Genomic DNA, 15,476 nt, shown 5'->3' on the forward strand with positions numbered 1-15,476 from the left:
GCCGGCCCCCCCGCCCCGCCGGTACCGGGAGCGTCGCCCGGCTCACCCGCCCCGCCGCCCCGCCGGGGCACGACGCACACCGCCGCGGCGCCCGGCACCGACGCCGGGGCCTCGCCGGGCCACGGCGCCACGCAGACCGCCACGTGCAGGCCGTCCCCGGCCGGGCCGAGGGCGGCCCGCAGCGCGGCCACCGCCATGTCCTGCTGCCACCCCCGCCCTGCCGTGAGGACCGCCTGGAACTCCCGCGACAGGTCCGCCCCCGCCTTCGCCTCCTCGGCGAGCAGCACCCCGATCCGCTGGGCCACCTCCATGGCCGCGGACAGCGCCGCGGGATCGGGGCCGGGCGTGCCGGGCTCCTGGTCGAGCAGCCACACGTACCCCTGCACGATGCCCCGGTAGCGCACCGGCAGACAGATCCGGCCCCGGAACACCCCCGCGTCGGGTGCCGCCGGGATGCGGACGGGGCCGGTGGCGCGGGCGATGCCGAAGCCCTCGAACCAGGACCGCACGGCCGCCGTCGACTGCCGGGTCAGGATCGAGCGGGTGCGCACCGGGTCCATCGCGAGATCGTCGTCGCTGTCGTGGGCACCGAAGGCGATGAGGCGGAAGTCCCGGTTCTCCAGGGTCGCCGGGGCGCCGAGCAGCGCCGAGATCTCGTCCACCAGGTCCTGGTAATCGCCCTTCACCCGGACATTCTCCCACCTCCGGCCCCGTTCTTCAGACAGATGTATGAGATCGCGGACAGGGATGCGTGACAGCTGTCGATGGCAGAGGATCAAAGCGATCCTTAGGTTTCACGGTGGTTTTACTTGAGCTTTTCTTCTGCCACCCGCTGGAGGTGCCCCGTGCTGGGTCCCGTGATCCTCGCCGCTTCGCGCAGCGACAAGATGCGCCGTATCGTCTCTGCCGCCCCGGTGACCAAGCCCGTGGTGAACCGGTTCATCCCCGGCGAGACGGTCGATCAGGTCATCCCGATCGTCGAGGACCTCACGCGGGCCGGCCTCGAGGTCACCCTGGACGTCGTCGGTGAGGACATCACCGAGGTGGAGCAGTCCTACGCCGCCCGCGACGCCTACCTCCAGCTCATCGAGCGCCTCGCGGAGCTCGGCCTCGGCGAGAAGGCCGAGATGTCCGTGAAGCTGTCCATGTTCGGCCAGGCGCTGGAGGGCGGCCACGAGCTGGCGCTCGCCAACGTCCGCCCGGTCGTCGAGGCCGCCGCCGCCATCGGCACCACCGTGACGCTGGACGCCGAGGACCACACCACCCTCGACTCGATGTTCGCCATCCACGAGGAGCTGCGGAAGGACTTCCCGCAGACCGGCTGCGTGATCCAGGCCTACCTCTTCCGCACCGAGGCCGACGCCCGCCGCCTGGCGGCCAACGGCAGCCGCGTGCGGATCGTCAAGGGCGCCTACAAGGAGCCCGCCGAGGTCGCGTACCTGGACAAGGCGGAGATCGACAAGGCGTACGTCCGCATCCTGAAGATCCTGATGGACGGCGAGGGCTACCCGATGATCGGGTCCCACGACCCGCGTCTGATCGCCATCGGCCAGGAGCTCGCCCGCAAGGCCGGGCGCAAGCTGGACGAGTACGAATTCCAGATGCTGTACGGCATCCGCAGCGAGGAGCACCTCCGGCTCGCCGCCGAGGGCCACCGGATGCGCGTCTACACCGCGTACGGGACGGACTGGTACGGCTACTTCATGCGCCGCCTCGCGGAGAAGCCGGCCAACCTGCTCTTCTTCGTCCGCTCGATGATCACCAAGAACTAGCCAAGAACCAGGTCTAAGGAGTTATCAGCCCCATGGATGCTGTGACCCAGGTCCCCGCGCCGGTCAACGAGCCGGTCCACTCGTACGCCCCCGGGACCCCGGAGCGCACGCGGCTCGAGGCGCAGCTCAAGCTGCTCGCCGAGAACCCGGTCGACCTTCCGATGACGATCAACGGCGTCAAGCGGATGGGCGGCGGCGAGCGTTTCGACGTGGTCCAGCCGCACGACCACAAGTCGGTGCTCGGCACCTACGCGAACGCCACCCAGGCCGACGCCCAGGAGGCCATCGACGCCGCCCTGGCCGCCGCCCCGGCCTGGCGCGCGATGTCCTTCGACGACCGCGCCGCCATCATCCTGCGCGCCGCCGAGCTGCTGTCCGGCCCGTGGCGCGAGAAGCTCGCCGCCTCCACCATGCTGGGCCAGTCGAAGACCGCCCAGCAGGCGGAGATCGACACCCCGTGCGAGCTCGTCGACTTCTGGCGCTTCAACGTCCACTTTGCCCGCCAGATCCTGGCCGAGCAGCCGGTCGCGAACTCCGCCGGCGTGTGGAACCGCAGCGACCACCGCCCGCTCGAAGGCTTCGTCTACGCGATCACGCCGTTCAACTTCACGGCCATCGCCGGCAACCTGCCGACCGCTCCCGCCCTGATGGGCAACGTGGTCCTGTGGAAGCCGTCCCCGACGCAGACCCACTCCGCGGTCCTCCTCATGGAGCTCCTGGAGGAGGCCGGCCTGCCCAAGGGCGTCATCAACCTGGTGACGGGCGACGGCATCGCCGTGTCCGAGGTGGCCCTGAACCACCCGGAGCTCGCGGGCATCCACTTCACCGGCTCGACCAAGACCTTCCAGTACCTGTGGAAGACGGTCGGCAACAACATCGAGAAGTACAAGTCCTACCCGCGCCTGGTCGGCGAGACCGGCGGCAAGGACTTCGTCGTCGCGCACCCGTCCGCGGACCGCGCGATCCTGAAGACCGCCCTGACCCGCGGCTCCTTCGAGTTCCAGGGCCAGAAGTGCTCGGCGTCCTCGCGCGCCTACGTTCCGGCCTCCATCTGGAACGACGGCTTCAAGGAGGCCTTCGCGGCCGAGGTCGACGGCATCACCATGGGCCCGGTCACCGACCTGTCCAACTTCATCGGCGCCGTCATCGACGAGCGGTCCTTCGCGAAGAACAAGGCCGCGATCGACCGCGCCAAGGCCGACCCGACCTGCGAGATCGTCGCCGGTGGCACCTACGACGACTCCGAGGGCTACTTCGTCCGCCCGACGGTCATCGTCTGCACCGATCCGGAGAACGAGGTCTTCACGACCGAGTACTTCGGCCCGATCCTGGCGATCCACGTCTACGAGGACGAGAACTACGACGCCATGCTGGCGCAGATGGAGTCCGTCTCGGCCTACGCCCTGACCGGCTCGATCATCGCCGCGGACCGCTACGCGGCGGCGGACGCGATGGAGAAGCTCCGCTTCGCGGCGGGCAACTTCTACATCAACGACAAGTCCACCGGCGCCGTCGTCGGCCAGCAGCCCTTCGGCGGCGGCCGCGCCTCCGGCACCAACGACAAGGCCGGCGCCGCGTCGAACCTGCTCCGCTGGACCTCGACCCGCTCCATCAAGGAGACCCTGGTCCCGCCGACCGAGTACGGCTACCCCCACATGGGCTGATCTCCGGCCCCTGCTGAACCCCGCCCCCGTTCCGGTACCCCCAAGTCCGGAGCGGGGGCGGTATCCATTTCCCCACCGGACAACTCCTGCTAGCCTGGCCCCAGTTGTCGTGTACGGCGACCAGCTCCGCTACCCGGGCCCGGTGACCCGGGGGAGCCAAGGGCTCTGACGAGTTCCCGTACGGGGTGGGAAAGACCGCTGGAGACATGCAACCTCTACGCGCCCGTACCGGGACCGGCGCCCGGGGAGACGTATGTCCAGGCGCACCGACAACCGCCACCGAGCCGCAGCCATCTGCCGCGCAGCCACCGGACTGCCGCACCGTACCTGCCTCGGCTGGGCCGAAGCGGGGCTGATCGACCACCGCCAACCGGTCCCGGACGCCGAGGACGAGGGGCAGCGCGTCCTCGAGTCGCTCATCCTGGCCGAGCTCGCCGACGGGCTCCGGGAGGGCGAGCACCGCGACGGGGCCCTCTTCGGGTTCACCTCCGCCCGCCCGGGCCGCACCGGGCTGGCCCTCGGACTGCACCCGGCCATGGCCGACCGGGTCCTCGCCACGGTGCTGCCGCGCATCGACCAGTACCACGGCGGACTGCGCGGGGTGCCCGGGCTGCGCATCGTCCCGACGGGCCGGACCTGGGCGCTGACCCTGCTGCGCGACCGGGCCGCGGTCCATCTGCTGCACCCCGACCCGGACTGGCGTCCGGCGCTGCCGGAGCACGGTGACGGACTGACGCAACTGTGGCGGCGCAACCGCCACCGGCTGCACCCCGCCGAGGCGGCGGAGCTGAGCGGGCGCGCCGGCGCAGGGGGCGACCCCGGATCGGTCGCGGCGCAGGACTGGCTGAACAGCAGGCTCCTCAGGCGCCCGCGCCTGCTGGGCGCGGCCGGGGCCGCCCACGGATCGGCGAACGTCTACACCCATGGCGGCGGGGACGTGGTCGTCGAGTGGTGCTGCTCCGTGGAACGGGACGAACTCGAACGCAGGCTGCGCCGGAGCGGTCTGGCGCAGCGGCCGGGCCGGATCCCCGAGCGGCTGCGGGACCAGCCGTGGTTCCCCGGCGAGATCGCCATGGGCGGAGCCTTCGTCACCCTGCGGCGCGGCCCCTGCTACGCCCCGGAGGCTTCGGCGCGGAGGCACGGATGATGCTGACCGCGGTGATCGTGACGGCCGCCGTGCTCGGGGTGGCCAAGGTGGTGCGGGACTGGCTGATCCTGCGGCAGGTACGGGCCGCCATGGAGGCGGGTACGTCCGAGGACCGGGTGCGGATCGGGATGCGGCTCGCGGAGGCGCTCGGCGGCGGGCAGCCCGGGCCCTCCCCGGAGCCGCCCGCCGCGGAGGCCGTCACACCTCGACCATGACCTGGTCGAGGGACTTGCGGACCAGGTCCGGGACCTCGCAGTCGTCCGCCGGATATCCGACGGGGATGACCGCGAAGGCCTTCTCGTTCGCCGGCCGGTCCAGGACGTGGCTCAGGAAGCGCATCGGGCTCGGGGTGTGGATCAGGGCGGCGAGGCCGCTCAGGTGCAGTGCGGACAGGAGCATGCCGACCGCGATGCCGACCGACTCGTCCACGTAGTAGTGCTTGTGCTTCGTACCGTCCGGGCCGAGCCAGTACCGCTGCTGGAAGACCACGATCAGCGCGGGCGCATCCGTCAGATGGGTCTTGACGGCGTCCGTGCCGAGCGGGCGCAGGGCCGCCAGCCATTCGTCGCCGAGGCGGCCGTCGTAGGAGAGCTCCTCCTCCTGTTCCGCGGCGGCGCGGATCCGGCCGCGCACGGCCGGGTCCTTGACCAGGACGAAGGTCCACGGCTGTTGGTGCGCCCCGGACGGCGCGGTGGCCGCGCACGCGATGGCGTCCCGCACGACCTGCTCGGGCACCGGGTCGGTCGAGAAGTGGCGCACGGTCCGCCGCTCGTCCATCCGGGCGCGCAACGCGGCGGCCCGGGCCAGGGATTCGTGCCGCGGCATCCGCTCGGGCCGGTAGGCGGTGGGACGGTACGGCTGGCCGTGGGTGGGGGTCCATTGCTGGGTATCGGGGGTATCGGGCGACATGGGGCGAGTCTGCCGACGTATTGGTCCAGACCGCTAGAGCCGCTTCGGCCGATGGCGGCCGGTGTACGGCGTTCGGCGTCCGCAAAGCGGTTCCCGGTCCTTGGTACGTTCGCGGGACGAGCGGCCAGGCCTCGGGTCCTGTCCGCCCGCGAGCCCCGGCATCCGTACCCGGTACACCGACTGGCTGGAGCAGTGATGGACACGCGGACCGCGCACACCTCGGAGCTGACCGCAGGTGAGCTCCGTGCGATCCGGGCGCTGCTCGACGACGCCTTCGAGGGCGACTTCGCCGACGAGGACTTCGAGCACGCGCTCGGCGGGATGCACGTCCTGATCGGCGTGGACGGCCGGCTCGCAGCCCACGGCAGCGTCGTGCAGCGGCGGGTCGTGCACCGCGGGCACGCCCTGCGCACGGGATACGTCGAGGCCGTGGCCGTACGGGCGGAGCTGCGCCGGCGCGGCCTCGGCGGGCGGGTCATGGCCGGGCTGGAGCGGATCGTGGCCCGGGCCTACGTGCTGGGCGCGCTGTCGGCGTCGGAGGAGGGGGCCGGGCTCTACCTGGCCCGCGGCTGGTCGGTGTGGTCGGGCCAGGTGGGTGCGCTCTCGCCGGACGGGCCGGTACGGCTGCCCGAGGAGGAGGGCTCCACCTACGTGTGGGCACCGCCCGGCGGAGCCCGGCCGGACCCCGCCGCGCGGCTCGACTTCGACTGGCGCGACGGGGACGTCCTCTAGGAGCAGGACCTGCGACCCCGTGATGCCGGCCGAGCCCGTCTCGATGCCCGTGGAGCGGCGCGACCAGGTGCCGTCGGAGTCGGCCAGGATCGTGAAGCCGTACCAGCCCTGGTGGTACGCCACCGCGTTGAAGAAGTCCTCGCGGGAGGAGTTCGCCGGGACGTGGAGGTCCGCAGGTCGCCTGGCCGATCACCGCGCCGGTCGACGGGAGGCCGGCGGGGGCCCCGTACACGGGCCGCGTGAAGAGTTCGGTGAACTTCGGTACGGCCGCGATCAGCCGCCGGCCCGCACGAGCATCTTGCCCACGTTCTCCCCGCGGAGCATGCCCCGGAAGGCGTCCACCGTGTGCTCGAACCCCTGCACGACGGTGGTGTCGGTCCCGATCCGGCCGCTGCGCAGATGAGGGACGAGGAAGTCCTCCAGCTCGTCCTGCAGATGGGTGTGATGGCGGACCAATACGCCTTCCATGCGCAGCGACTTGTGGACCACCTCGAAGAGGTTGCGGGGCGCGGCGGGGGAGCGGTCGCCGTTGTAGGTCGATACGGCGCCGACCCAGGCGATCCGCCCGAACTCGCGCAGCGCGCCGATCGCGCCCTCCAGGTGCTCGCCGCCCACGTTGTCCACGTAGACGTCGATGCCCTCGGGGGCGGCCTTCGCGAGCTGCTCGCCGACGGGGGCGTCGTGGTAGTCGAAGGCCGCGTCGAAGCCGAGGACGTCCGTGAGGTGGCGGACCTTCGCCGCCGAGCCCGCGCTGCCGATGATCCGCCGGGCGCCCAGCAGCCGGGCGATGTGTCCGGTGGCGGTGCCGACCCCGCCCGCGGCGGCGGAGACGAACAGGTCCTCGCCCTCGCGCAGCGCCGCCGTCCGGGTCAGTGCGGCGTACGCCGTCAGTCCGGTACCGCCGAGGATCGAGAGGTACGCCTCCAGCGGGACGTCCGCGTGGTCGCGCAGCCGGCGCGTACCCGCCTCGCCGAGGGTGACGAGGGCGTGGGTGCGCCATCCCTCGCGGTGGAAGACCAGGTCGCCCTCGCGCAGCCCCGGGTCGCGGGAGGCGATCACGCGGCCCACCGAGCGGCCCTCCAGCGGGGTGTTCAGCTCGAAGCCGCCCTCCCCGCCGTCCATCAGACCGCGGTGGTACGGGTCCACGGAGAGCAGCAGGTTCTCCACCAGGGCGGTGCCGGGCCGCGGCTCGGGGACCGGGGAGGTGACGTACGCGAAGTCGGAGGCGGCGGGGAAGCCCTCGGGGCGGGCGATCTGGTGGACGGCGTGAGCGGTGTTCGTGGTCATGGCCACGACGCTAGGAAGGAATCCGGCGGCCGGGCAGGGGGTTGGGCTCATGGAAGTCACACATCCATGAACAGCACTCATACGACGAGGTGGGCCCCGGTGTCCGAACTCCTCCCGCAGGAACTGCGGATCCTGGTCGCCGTCGCGGAGGCCGGCTCCTTCTCCGCCGCGGCAGCGGCCCTCGGCGTCACCCAGTCGGCCGTGTCCCACTCGGTGCGCGGCAGTGAGGCCAAGCTCGGCGCCGTGCTCTTCGAGCGGGGGCGGTCAGGGGCGTCGCCCACGCCGGCGGGGGAGCGGGCGGTCGGTCACGCCCGCCGCATCCTGCGGTCGTACGAGGTCATGGGCGCGGAGGTGCGCGGCGCGGCCCGGGAGGGGGGCCGCGGCGCACTCGGGGGCGTACTGCGGATCGTGGCGTTCCGCAGCGCCGCCCTGCACCTGCTGCCGCCGGCCCTGCAACGGCTGGCGGCCCGGCACCCCGGGATCCGCCCCGAGGTCCGCGTGGTGCGCGAGATCGGCGCGGGTGCGGCCGGGGAAGTGGCGGCGGGCCGAGCGGACCTGGGCATCGCCACGCTGGGCGGTGTCAGCGACGATACGCCGCCCGGCCTGCTGACCGGGGTGCTCGCGCAGGAGGCGTACCACCTGGTGCACCCGGCCGGTCATCCGGACCCGAGGTCGCTGCCGTTCATGGACTGGGACGAGAACTGCGGCTCCTACACCCGCGCCTGGTGGCGGGCCCAGGACTGGATCCCGCGGGCGACGGTCAAGGCGGAGGACGACGCGATGGTGCTGACCATGGTCGGCCGCGGGCACGGCATGGCGATCATGCCCGAACTGGCGCTGAGGGACGCGACCGAGGCGGTGGAGATCACCGGTCTGGGCCCGCAGGGGCCTGTGAGGCAGGTGGGATACGTCACTACGGCGGAATCCGCCGCAACCCTCGCCGTCAGGGCTCTGATCAGGGAACTTCGCTCGGAGAAGGGCTGAAGCGGACCTCCGGAGGGAGGCTTTTCGAGGGGGTTCGCGTCTCAGATAGTAGGAAGTCCGAGTAATTGCCGAGACATACAGCGGGACCTGGCCTAGCTTGGTAGGAGCCGAACGTCTCGCCGATCGGGCGAATGGCGGTCGAGAGCGCGTGCCCCTGGCAGGCAACCCCTGCGGCGCGCTGCTCCCCGCCTCTTCCGGCGCCTTGAAGGAACCCCTCATCCGTGGCCCCGCCACGCCGTGATCTCAAGGAGTCGATCACCATGACCGCCACCACCGCCACCCGTCGCGTCCGCCACGCCTCCGCCTCGGCCGACGAACGCAAGAACGCCGCCGCGGCCCTGCAGCGCGCCCTCGACCGCCGTGACAACGGCGGCTCGACCGGCCACTGACCAGCCCCCGCACAACGCCCGTCCGGGACATTTCACGTCCACATCGTGGACGTGAAATGTCTGAGGGCTGGACACGGAGTACGGTTTCGCCATGTCGACCAGCATCAATCTCGCAGTGATCCCCGGTGATGGCATCGGCCAGGAAGTCGTGGCTCAGGGACTCAAGGTCCTTACCGCGGTCCTGCCCCAGGATGTGAAGCTGGAGACCAGGCAATACGACCTCGGCGCCCAGCGCTGGCACCGCACCGGTGAGACCCTCCCGGACGCGGAACTCGAGGCCCTGAAGCACCACGACGCGATCCTGCTGGGCGCCATCGGCGACCCCTCGGTCCCGTCCGGCGTGCTGGAGCGCGGCCTGCTGCTCAAGCTGCGCTTCGCCTTCGACCACTTCATCAACCTGCGGCCGTCGAAGCTGTTCCCCAACACCGCCACCCCGCTGGCGGGCCGTCCGGACATCGACTTCGTCGTCGTCCGCGAGGGCACCGAGGGCCCGTACACCGGCAACGGCGGCAGCCTGCGCACCGGTACCCCCGCCGAGGTGGCCACCGAGGTCAGCGTCAACACCGCGTACGGTGTCGAGCGCGTCGTCCGGGACGCGTACGAGCGGGCCAACTCCCGCCCCCGCAAGAAGCTGACGCTGGTCCACAAGAACAACGTCCTCGTGTACGCGGGCCACATGTGGAAGAACATCTTCGACAAGGTCGGCCAGGAGTACCCCGAGGTCACCACCGACTACCTGCACGTCGACGCGGCGACGATCTTCTTCGTCACCCAGCCGGAGCGCTTCGACGTCATCGTCACGGACAACCTCTTCGGTGACATCCTCACCGACCTGGCCGCGGCCGTCACCGGCGGAATCGGCCTGGCCGCCTCCGGGAACATCAACCCGACCGGCGCCTTCCCGTCCATGTTCGAGCCCGTCCACGGCTCGGCCCCGGACATCGCCGGCACCGGCAAGGCCGACCCGACCGCGACGATCCTCTCCGTCGCCCTCCTGCTGCGCCACCTGGGCTACGAGGCCGAGGCCGTCCGCATCGAGGACGCGGTCTCCGCCGACCTCGCGGAGCGCGACGGCACCTTCCGCTCCACCGACGCGATCGGCGACGCCCTCGCCGCGCGAGTAGCCGGCTGACCCGGCCGCTCCACCCCAGGAAGCCGCCGGGTCACAATGGGACCTGGCGGCTTTTCCTGTGCGGCCCCGGGTGCCACCATCTCCCCTGGGCCGCAATCCCCCGCTTCTCCGAAGCCTGCCCGCGCGCGATAATCGAACGCGAGGCCGCGGAATGCGGGGAAGCTCGGACGTCCTAGTACGCCGTGAGCGCGGTCCGCCATACACAACCGGTGAAGGACAAGCACTCATGACGACGCCCACGATCGAGCTCAAGCCCTCCTCGAACCCGCTGTCCGACGCGGAGCGCGAGGCGATCCTGGCCAGCCCCGGCTTCGGCCGCCACTTCACCGACCACATGGTGACGATCAAGTGGACCGAGGGCCGCGGCTGGCACGACGCCGAACTGGTCCCGTACGCCCCGCTCTCGATCGACCCGGCGAACATGACCCTGCACTACGCGCAGACGATCTTCGAAGGGCTCAAGGCCTACCGGCAGCCCGACGGCACCGTCGCCACCTTCCGCCCCGAAGCCAACGCCGAGCGCTTCCAGGCCTCGGCGCGCCGCATGGCGATGCCGGAGCTGCCGGTCGAGCTGTTCATCGAGGCCTGCGACGCCCTGATCAAGCAGGACCGCGCCTGGGTCCCGGACTCCGGCGAGGCCTCCCTCTACCTGCGTCCGTTCATGTTCGCCTCCGAGGTCGGCCTCGGCGTCCGCCCGGCCAACGAGTTCCTCTTCATCGTCATCGCCTCGCCGGCCGGCGCGTACTTCCCCGGAGGGGTCAAGCCCGTCTCCGTCTGGCTCTCCGAGGACTACGTCCGCGCGGTCAAGGGCGGTACCGGCGCGGCCAAGACCGGCGGCAACTACGCGGCCTCGCTGGTCGCGCAGGCCCAGGCCGCCTCGCACGGCTGCGACCAGGTCGTCTGGCTCGACGCCGTCGAGCACCGCTGGATCGAGGAGATGGGCGGGATGAACCTGTACTTCGTGTACGGCGACCGCATCGTCACCCCCGAGCTGACCGGCTCGCTGCTCCCCGGCATCACCCGCGACTCCCTCCTCACCATCGCGCGCGACCTCGGCTACACCGCCGAGGAGGGCCGCCTGACCACCGAGGACTGGCAGCGCGACAACGCCAACGGCACCCTCACCGAGGTGTTCGCCTGCGGCACCGCCGCCGTCATCACCCCGGTCGGCTCGGTCAAGTCCGAGCGCGCCGACTGGACCCAGGGCGACGGCGAGCCGGGCGAGGTCACCATGCGCCTGCGCAAGGCGCTGCTGGAGCTCCAGACCGGCCGTGCCGCCGACACCCACGGCTGGATGCACCCCCTGGGCTAGTCGCCACCCGCCTACGGGAACGGGCCCGCACTCCGGATCTCCGGGGTGCGGGCCCGTTCGTGTACGGGGGAGGGGCCTCAGGCGTTCGCGGGCTCCTCGGCGGCGGCCCCCGGGGCCGGGGCGGGCGCGCGGCGGGCGGTGAGCGCGGTGTACACGAGGCCGCCGGTGAGGCCGGAGAGGACGAAGGAGCAGTCCACGCCGCCGGTGAGGGCGAGCAGCGGACCCTCGTGGAAGGGGGTGGTCACGGCGAGCAGGCCGACGACCGCGCCGATCGCCCAGGAGGCGGTGGCCGCGACGTTCCAGCCGGAGCGGTACCAGTAGGCCCCGCCCACCGAGCGGCGGTTGAAGACCTGCAGCGCGTCGGCGTCGTAGACCCCGCGGCAGCGCACGTGGCCGATCAGGGTGATCACGGCCCACGGGGTGCCGATCGCGGTCAGCACCAGCACGAACGAGGTCATCGCGGACTGCACGTCCCACTCGAAGGACCCGACGAACACGAAGGCGGTCGCGACGGCCGCGGCGATCACGGTGGCCGTGGTGCGGGTCGCCCGGGGGACGATCGCGTCGAGGTCCAGGCCCATGGAGTAGAGCATCAGCCCGGCGTTGCCTACCGAGCCGGCCGCGGCCGCCACCAGCAGCGGGAGCAGGTACCAGAAGGGCGCGGCCTCGACCAGCGGCCCGGCGTAGTCCAGGCCCGCCCGGGCGGCCAGCGCGGTGAAGGTGCCGAAGAGCTGCGGGATCAGCAGACCGATCAGCAGGCCGAAGGCGGTGGCCCACAGGACCTTGCGCGAGGTGTGCCGGCGCGGGGAGATGTAGCGGGTGTAGTCGCCCAGCAGGGTGATGAAGGCGACGGGGCCGCTGAGCCCGGCGGCGACGGCGGCCAGCAGCCATGTCGGCCAGAAGGAACCGAGCAGGTACGGGGTCTCGGGCGGAGCCGCGGTGGTGAAGTCCGGGGCGTAGGCGACGAGGCCGGCCGCCAGCAGCAGCACCATGGCGATGGACAGCACCTTGCTCATGCGCAGCAGCAACCGGTAGCCGAAGACGGCCGCGACGACGGTACACGCGGCGAGCAGGCCGTACATGACGGCCCGCGAAAGGCCGGTGTCCGGGAGCCCGGTGAGCCGCGCGAGGGTGCCGACCATGACGTCGCCGCCGATCCACAGCGTGAGCGCGGTGTAGCCCAGTGAGAGCAGCAGCCCCACCACCGACCCCACGAGCCGGCCGCGCACACCGAACTGCGCGCCGCTGGAGGTGGAGAGGTTGGTCGCGGTGCGCAGGGAGACGAGCGCCAGCGGCGCGGTGAAGGCGATGCCGACGAGGGTGCCGGTCACGATGGCCGTGACCGAGGGCCACAGGCCCAGTCCGAAGGACGGGGGCAGCCAGCCGAAGACGATCACACCGAGGCACAGGTTGGAGCCGAGGAGGATCGAGATCAGGTCACGGGGACCGCTGGTCCGCTCCTCCTCGGGGATGGTGTCGACTCCGCGCTGTTCGATGGGCATGGGGGACTCCCTTGGCAGGGCGGGGGGTGGTTGCGCTTGTGTTTGAGCGACACTCAATGTGACTCAAGCCCCGTGTTCAGGTCAATGATTCCCAGCCACGAAATGAAGAGTTAGAGTGATGCTCTAAGTCTTCGACTCAAGAGGTGGTGGATCGGCGTGCGGCTGACCCCTACGGAGCGCGACCGGCTGCTGCTCCGCAGCGCTGCGGAACTGGCCAGGGCCCGGCGGGCCCGGGGTCTGAAGCTCAACGTCCCGGAGGCCACCGCGCTGATCGCGGACACGGTCTGCGAGGCGGCCCGCGACGGCAAACGGCTCGCCGAGGCCATCGAGGAGGCCCGGAGCGTGCTGGGCCCCGACGACGTCCTGCCGGGCGTCGCCGACGTGGTCACCGAGGTGCACGTGGAAGCCGTCTTCGACGACGGATCCCGCCTCGCGGTGGTCTCGTCCCCCGTCCGGGGTGCGGTGCCGCTCGGCGACGACGCCCCGGGCGCCGTCGTCCCCGGCCCCGGCGTCCCCCAGCCGGAGCCGGTCCGGCACCTGCACGTGCGCAACACCGCCGCCGTGCCGGTGAGCGTGACCTCCCACTTCCACTTCTTCGAGGCGAACCCGCGCCTGGACTTCGACCGCGCCGCCGCCTACGGCATGCGGCTGTGCGTGCCGGCGGGCTCCTCCGTACGGTTCGACCCGCACGGGGAGGGCGACGTCGGGCTCGTCCCCATCGGCGGCGACCGCATCGCGATCGGCTTCGCGGGCCTGGTGGACGGCCCCCTCGACGCCCCCGGGGCCCGGGAGGAGGCCCTGCGCCGCGCGGCGGCCTGCGGCTACCTGGGCGCCACCCCGGCCGGGGACGGCCGGGCCGACACCACCGACCGCCCGGAAGGGACGACGGCATGAGCAGGCAGACGCCGCACACCGATCACAGCGCGCACTGCGCGCCGGGGAGCCGGCACATCGATCCCCACGAGTACGCGGCCGTGTTCGGCCCCCGGGCGGGGGACCGGGTCCGGCTGGGCGACTCCGGGCTGACCGTACGGGTGGAGTCGGACGCGCAGAAGCCGGGGGACGAATTCCTGGCGGGCTTCGGCAAGACCGCCCGCGACGGCCTGCACCTGAAGGCGGCCGCAGTCCGCGGGACCTGCGACGTCGTGATCAGCAACGTCCTGGTCATCGACGCCGTCCTCGGCATCCGCAAGGTCTCCATCGGCATCCGCGAGGGCCGTATCCACGCGATCGGCCGGGCCGGCAACCCCGACACCCTCGACGGAGTCGACGTCGTCGTCGGCACCGGCACCTCGATCGTCTCCGGCGAGGGCCTGATCGCCACCGCCGGCGCCGTCGACACCCACGTGCACCTGCTGTCCCCGCGCATCATGGAGGCCTCGCTCGCCGCGGGCGTCACCACCGTCATCGGCCAGGAGTTCGGCCCGGTGTGGGGCGTCGGGGTCAACTCCCCGTGGGCCCTGAAGCACGCCTTCAACGCCTTCGACGCCTGGCCCGTGAACATCGGCTTCCTCGCCCGCGGCTCCTCCTCGGACGCCGCTCCCCTCGTCGAGGCCCTCGCCGAAGGCGGCGCCTCCGGCTTCAAGGTGCACGAGGACATGGGCGCGCACACCCGGGCCCTGGACACGGCGCTGCGGGTGGCCGAGGAGCACGACGTACAGGTCGCCCTGCACTCGGACGGCCTCAACGAATGCCTCTCCGTCGAGGACACCCTGCGGGTGCTGGAGGGCCGGACCATCCACGCCTTCCACATCGAGGGCTGCGGCGGCGGGCACGTCCCCAACGTGCTGAAGATGGCGGGCGTGCCGAACGTCATCGGCTCCTCCACCAACCCGACGCTGCCCTTCGGCCGGGACGCCGTCGCCGAGCACTACGGCATGATCGTCTCCGTCCACGACCTCAAGCCCGACCTCCCCGGCGACGCCGCGATGGCCCGCGACCGGATCCGGGCCGGGACGATGGGCGCCGAGGACGTGCTGCACGACCTGGGCGCCATCGGCATCACCTCCTCCGACGCCCAGGGCATGGGCCGGGCCGGCGAGACGGTCCGCCGCACCTTCGCGATGGCCGCGAAGATGAAGGGCGAACTCGGCCCGCTGGAGGGCGACGGCGAGGGCGACGACAACGCCCGCGTGCTGCGCTACATGGCCAAGCTGACGATCAACCCGGCCATCGCCCACGGCCTGGCGCACGAGATCGGCTCCATCGAGGTCGGCAAGCTCGCCGACATCGTGCTCTGGCGCCCCCAGTTCTTCGGCGCGAAGCCGCAGCTCGTCCTCAAGTCCGGGTTCCCCGCCTACGGCGTCACCGGCGACCCCAACGCCGCCACCGACACCTGCGAACCCCTCGTCCTCGGCCCGCAGTTCGGCTCGTACGGGGCCACCGCGGCCGACATCTCCGTCGCCTTCGTCTCGGCCGCCGCAGCCGCCCTGGGCGAAGACGCCATGCCGACCCGCCGACGCCGGGTCGCCGTCCGCGGCACCCGCGGCATCGGGCCCGCGGACCTGCTCCTCAACTCCCGGGTGGGCGCGGTCGACGTGGACGCGCGCAGCGGACTCGTCTCCCTCGACGGGGAACCCCTGCGCTCCGAAGCCGCCGCATCGGTCTCCCTCAACCGCCTGTACTTCCTGTAAGCCAGCACAGCCG

14 protein-coding genes and 1 pseudogene are annotated in these 15,476 nt (G+C 71.9%); 11 read left to right on the forward strand and 4 right to left on the reverse strand.

The features are described from left to right. Window positions 1–686, reverse strand: a pseudogene (locus IH80_RS0106530) (PucR family transcriptional regulator); the annotation flags it as partial. 159 nt (window positions 687–845) lie between these two features. On the opposite strand from IH80_RS0106530, the gene IH80_RS0106535 reads away from it, so the two are divergent. The 4 genes from IH80_RS0106535 to IH80_RS0106550 all read left to right on the forward strand — a co-directional run bounded on the left by IH80_RS0106535 (window position 846) and on the right by IH80_RS0106550 (window position 4,798). Next, window positions 846–1,772 carry a proline dehydrogenase family protein gene (locus tag IH80_RS0106535; RefSeq protein WP_030958462.1) on the forward strand — a complete coding sequence of 309 codons (927 nt, stop codon included), beginning with the start codon at window positions 846–848 and terminating at the stop codon, window positions 1,770–1,772. A 32-nt stretch (window positions 1,773–1,804) separates the two neighbouring features. Then, window positions 1,805–3,436 carry an L-glutamate gamma-semialdehyde dehydrogenase gene (pruA, locus tag IH80_RS0106540; protein WP_030958464.1) on the forward strand — a complete coding sequence of 544 codons (1,632 nt, stop codon included), beginning with the start codon at window positions 1,805–1,807 and terminating at the stop codon, window positions 3,434–3,436. Window positions 3,437–3,689: 253 nt separating this feature from the next. Continuing rightward, a complete protein-coding gene (locus tag IH80_RS0106545; RefSeq protein ID WP_051808881.1) occupies window positions 3,690–4,583 on the forward strand; it encodes a hypothetical protein in 894 nt (297 codons plus the stop codon). Then, entirely contained in the window at window positions 4,580–4,798 is a 219-nt protein-coding gene (locus IH80_RS0106550; RefSeq protein ID WP_030958467.1) for a hypothetical protein, read from the forward strand. Before IH80_RS0106545 ends, IH80_RS0106550 begins: the two co-directional genes overlap by 4 nt. Here the strand turns inward: IH80_RS0106550 and IH80_RS0106555 are convergent. After that, on the reverse strand, window positions 4,782–5,492 hold the full coding sequence (locus tag IH80_RS0106555; protein ID WP_030958468.1) for a nitroreductase family protein: 711 nt from the start codon (window positions 5,490–5,492) through the stop codon (window positions 4,782–4,784). The genes IH80_RS0106550 and IH80_RS0106555 overlap by 17 nt on opposite strands. A gap of 195 nt (window positions 5,493–5,687) precedes the next feature. On the opposite strand from IH80_RS0106555, the gene IH80_RS0106560 reads away from it, so the two are divergent. Next, on the forward strand, window positions 5,688–6,224 hold the full coding sequence (locus IH80_RS0106560; protein WP_030958469.1) for a GNAT family N-acetyltransferase: 537 nt from the start codon (window positions 5,688–5,690) through the stop codon (window positions 6,222–6,224). Between the two features lie 273 nt (window positions 6,225–6,497). Here the strand turns inward: IH80_RS0106560 and IH80_RS0106565 are convergent, their stop codons facing one another. Continuing rightward, window positions 6,498–7,511, reverse strand: coding sequence for an NADP-dependent oxidoreductase (locus tag IH80_RS0106565; RefSeq protein WP_030958471.1), 1,014 nt, complete (start codon window positions 7,509–7,511; stop codon window positions 6,498–6,500). A 66-nt stretch (window positions 7,512–7,577) separates the two neighbouring features. Here IH80_RS0106565 and IH80_RS0106570 point away from each other — a divergent pair, with 66 nt between their 5' ends. From IH80_RS0106570 to IH80_RS0106585, 4 genes are all read left to right on the forward strand, one after another. Next, window positions 7,578–8,495, forward strand: a complete 918-nt coding sequence (locus tag IH80_RS0106570; protein ID WP_420708763.1) for a LysR family transcriptional regulator — start codon at window positions 7,578–7,580, stop codon at window positions 8,493–8,495. A gap of 260 nt (window positions 8,496–8,755) precedes the next feature. Continuing rightward, window positions 8,756–8,884 carry a hypothetical protein gene (locus IH80_RS46785; RefSeq protein WP_257856696.1) on the forward strand — a complete coding sequence of 43 codons (129 nt, stop codon included), beginning with the start codon at window positions 8,756–8,758 and terminating at the stop codon, window positions 8,882–8,884. A gap of 91 nt (window positions 8,885–8,975) precedes the next feature. Then, window positions 8,976–10,016, forward strand: coding sequence for a 3-isopropylmalate dehydrogenase (locus tag IH80_RS0106580; RefSeq protein WP_030664725.1), 1,041 nt, complete (start codon window positions 8,976–8,978; stop codon window positions 10,014–10,016). 226 nt (window positions 10,017–10,242) lie between these two features. Beyond that, complete coding sequence (locus tag IH80_RS0106585) at window positions 10,243–11,328, forward strand: branched-chain amino acid aminotransferase (protein ID WP_030958474.1); 1,086 nt, start codon at window positions 10,243–10,245, stop codon at window positions 11,326–11,328. Between the two features lie 77 nt (window positions 11,329–11,405). On the opposite strand, the gene IH80_RS0106590 is transcribed toward IH80_RS0106585, so the two are convergent. Next, window positions 11,406–12,830, reverse strand: a complete 1,425-nt coding sequence (locus IH80_RS0106590; RefSeq protein WP_030958476.1) for a cytosine permease — start codon at window positions 12,828–12,830, stop codon at window positions 11,406–11,408. A 156-nt stretch (window positions 12,831–12,986) separates the two neighbouring features. Between IH80_RS0106590 and ureA the strand changes: the two genes are divergently transcribed. Beyond that, window positions 12,987–13,724, forward strand: a complete 738-nt coding sequence (ureA, locus tag IH80_RS0106595) for an urease subunit gamma (protein ID WP_051808883.1) — start codon at window positions 12,987–12,989, stop codon at window positions 13,722–13,724. Then, window positions 13,721–15,463: an urease subunit alpha gene (locus IH80_RS0106600; RefSeq protein ID WP_051808885.1), complete on the forward strand. Its 1,743-nt coding sequence runs from the start codon at window positions 13,721–13,723 to the stop codon at window positions 15,461–15,463. Before ureA ends, IH80_RS0106600 begins: the two co-directional genes overlap by 4 nt. The last annotated feature ends 13 nt before the right edge of the window (window positions 15,464–15,476 follow it).

The sequence above is a fragment of the Streptomyces sp. NRRL S-378 genome (genome assembly GCF_000720645.1).
Taxonomy (GTDB): Bacteria; Actinomycetota; Actinomycetes; order Streptomycetales; family Streptomycetaceae; genus Streptomyces.

Bases quoted from the DNA above. Each gene is read 5' to 3' on its own strand.
- pruA (WP_030958464.1), top strand. From the start codon at position 1,805: ATGGATGCTGTGACCCAGGTCCCCGCGCCGGTCAACGAGCCGGTCCAC.
- IH80_RS0106545 (WP_051808881.1), top strand. From the start codon at position 3,690: ATGTCCAGGCGCACCGACAACCGCCACCGAGCCGCAGCCATCTGCCGC.
- IH80_RS0106550 (WP_030958467.1), top strand. From the start codon at position 4,580: ATGATGCTGACCGCGGTGATCGTGACGGCCGCCGTGCTCGGGGTGGCC.
- IH80_RS0106555 (WP_030958468.1), bottom strand. From the start codon at position 5,492: ATGTCGCCCGATACCCCCGATACCCAGCAATGGACCCCCACCCACGGC.
- IH80_RS0106560 (WP_030958469.1), top strand. From the start codon at position 5,688: ATGGACACGCGGACCGCGCACACCTCGGAGCTGACCGCAGGTGAGCTC.
- IH80_RS0106565 (WP_030958471.1), bottom strand. From the start codon at position 7,511: ATGACCACGAACACCGCTCACGCCGTCCACCAGATCGCCCGCCCCGAG.
- IH80_RS0106570 (WP_420708763.1), top strand. From the start codon at position 7,578: ATGAACAGCACTCATACGACGAGGTGGGCCCCGGTGTCCGAACTCCTC.
- IH80_RS46785 (WP_257856696.1), top strand. From the start codon at position 8,756: ATGACCGCCACCACCGCCACCCGTCGCGTCCGCCACGCCTCCGCCTCG.
- IH80_RS0106580 (WP_030664725.1), top strand. From the start codon at position 8,976: ATGTCGACCAGCATCAATCTCGCAGTGATCCCCGGTGATGGCATCGGC.
- IH80_RS0106585 (WP_030958474.1), top strand. From the start codon at position 10,243: ATGACGACGCCCACGATCGAGCTCAAGCCCTCCTCGAACCCGCTGTCC.
- IH80_RS0106590 (WP_030958476.1), bottom strand. From the start codon at position 12,830: ATGCCCATCGAACAGCGCGGAGTCGACACCATCCCCGAGGAGGAGCGG.
- IH80_RS0106600 (WP_051808885.1), top strand. From the start codon at position 13,721: ATGAGCAGGCAGACGCCGCACACCGATCACAGCGCGCACTGCGCGCCG.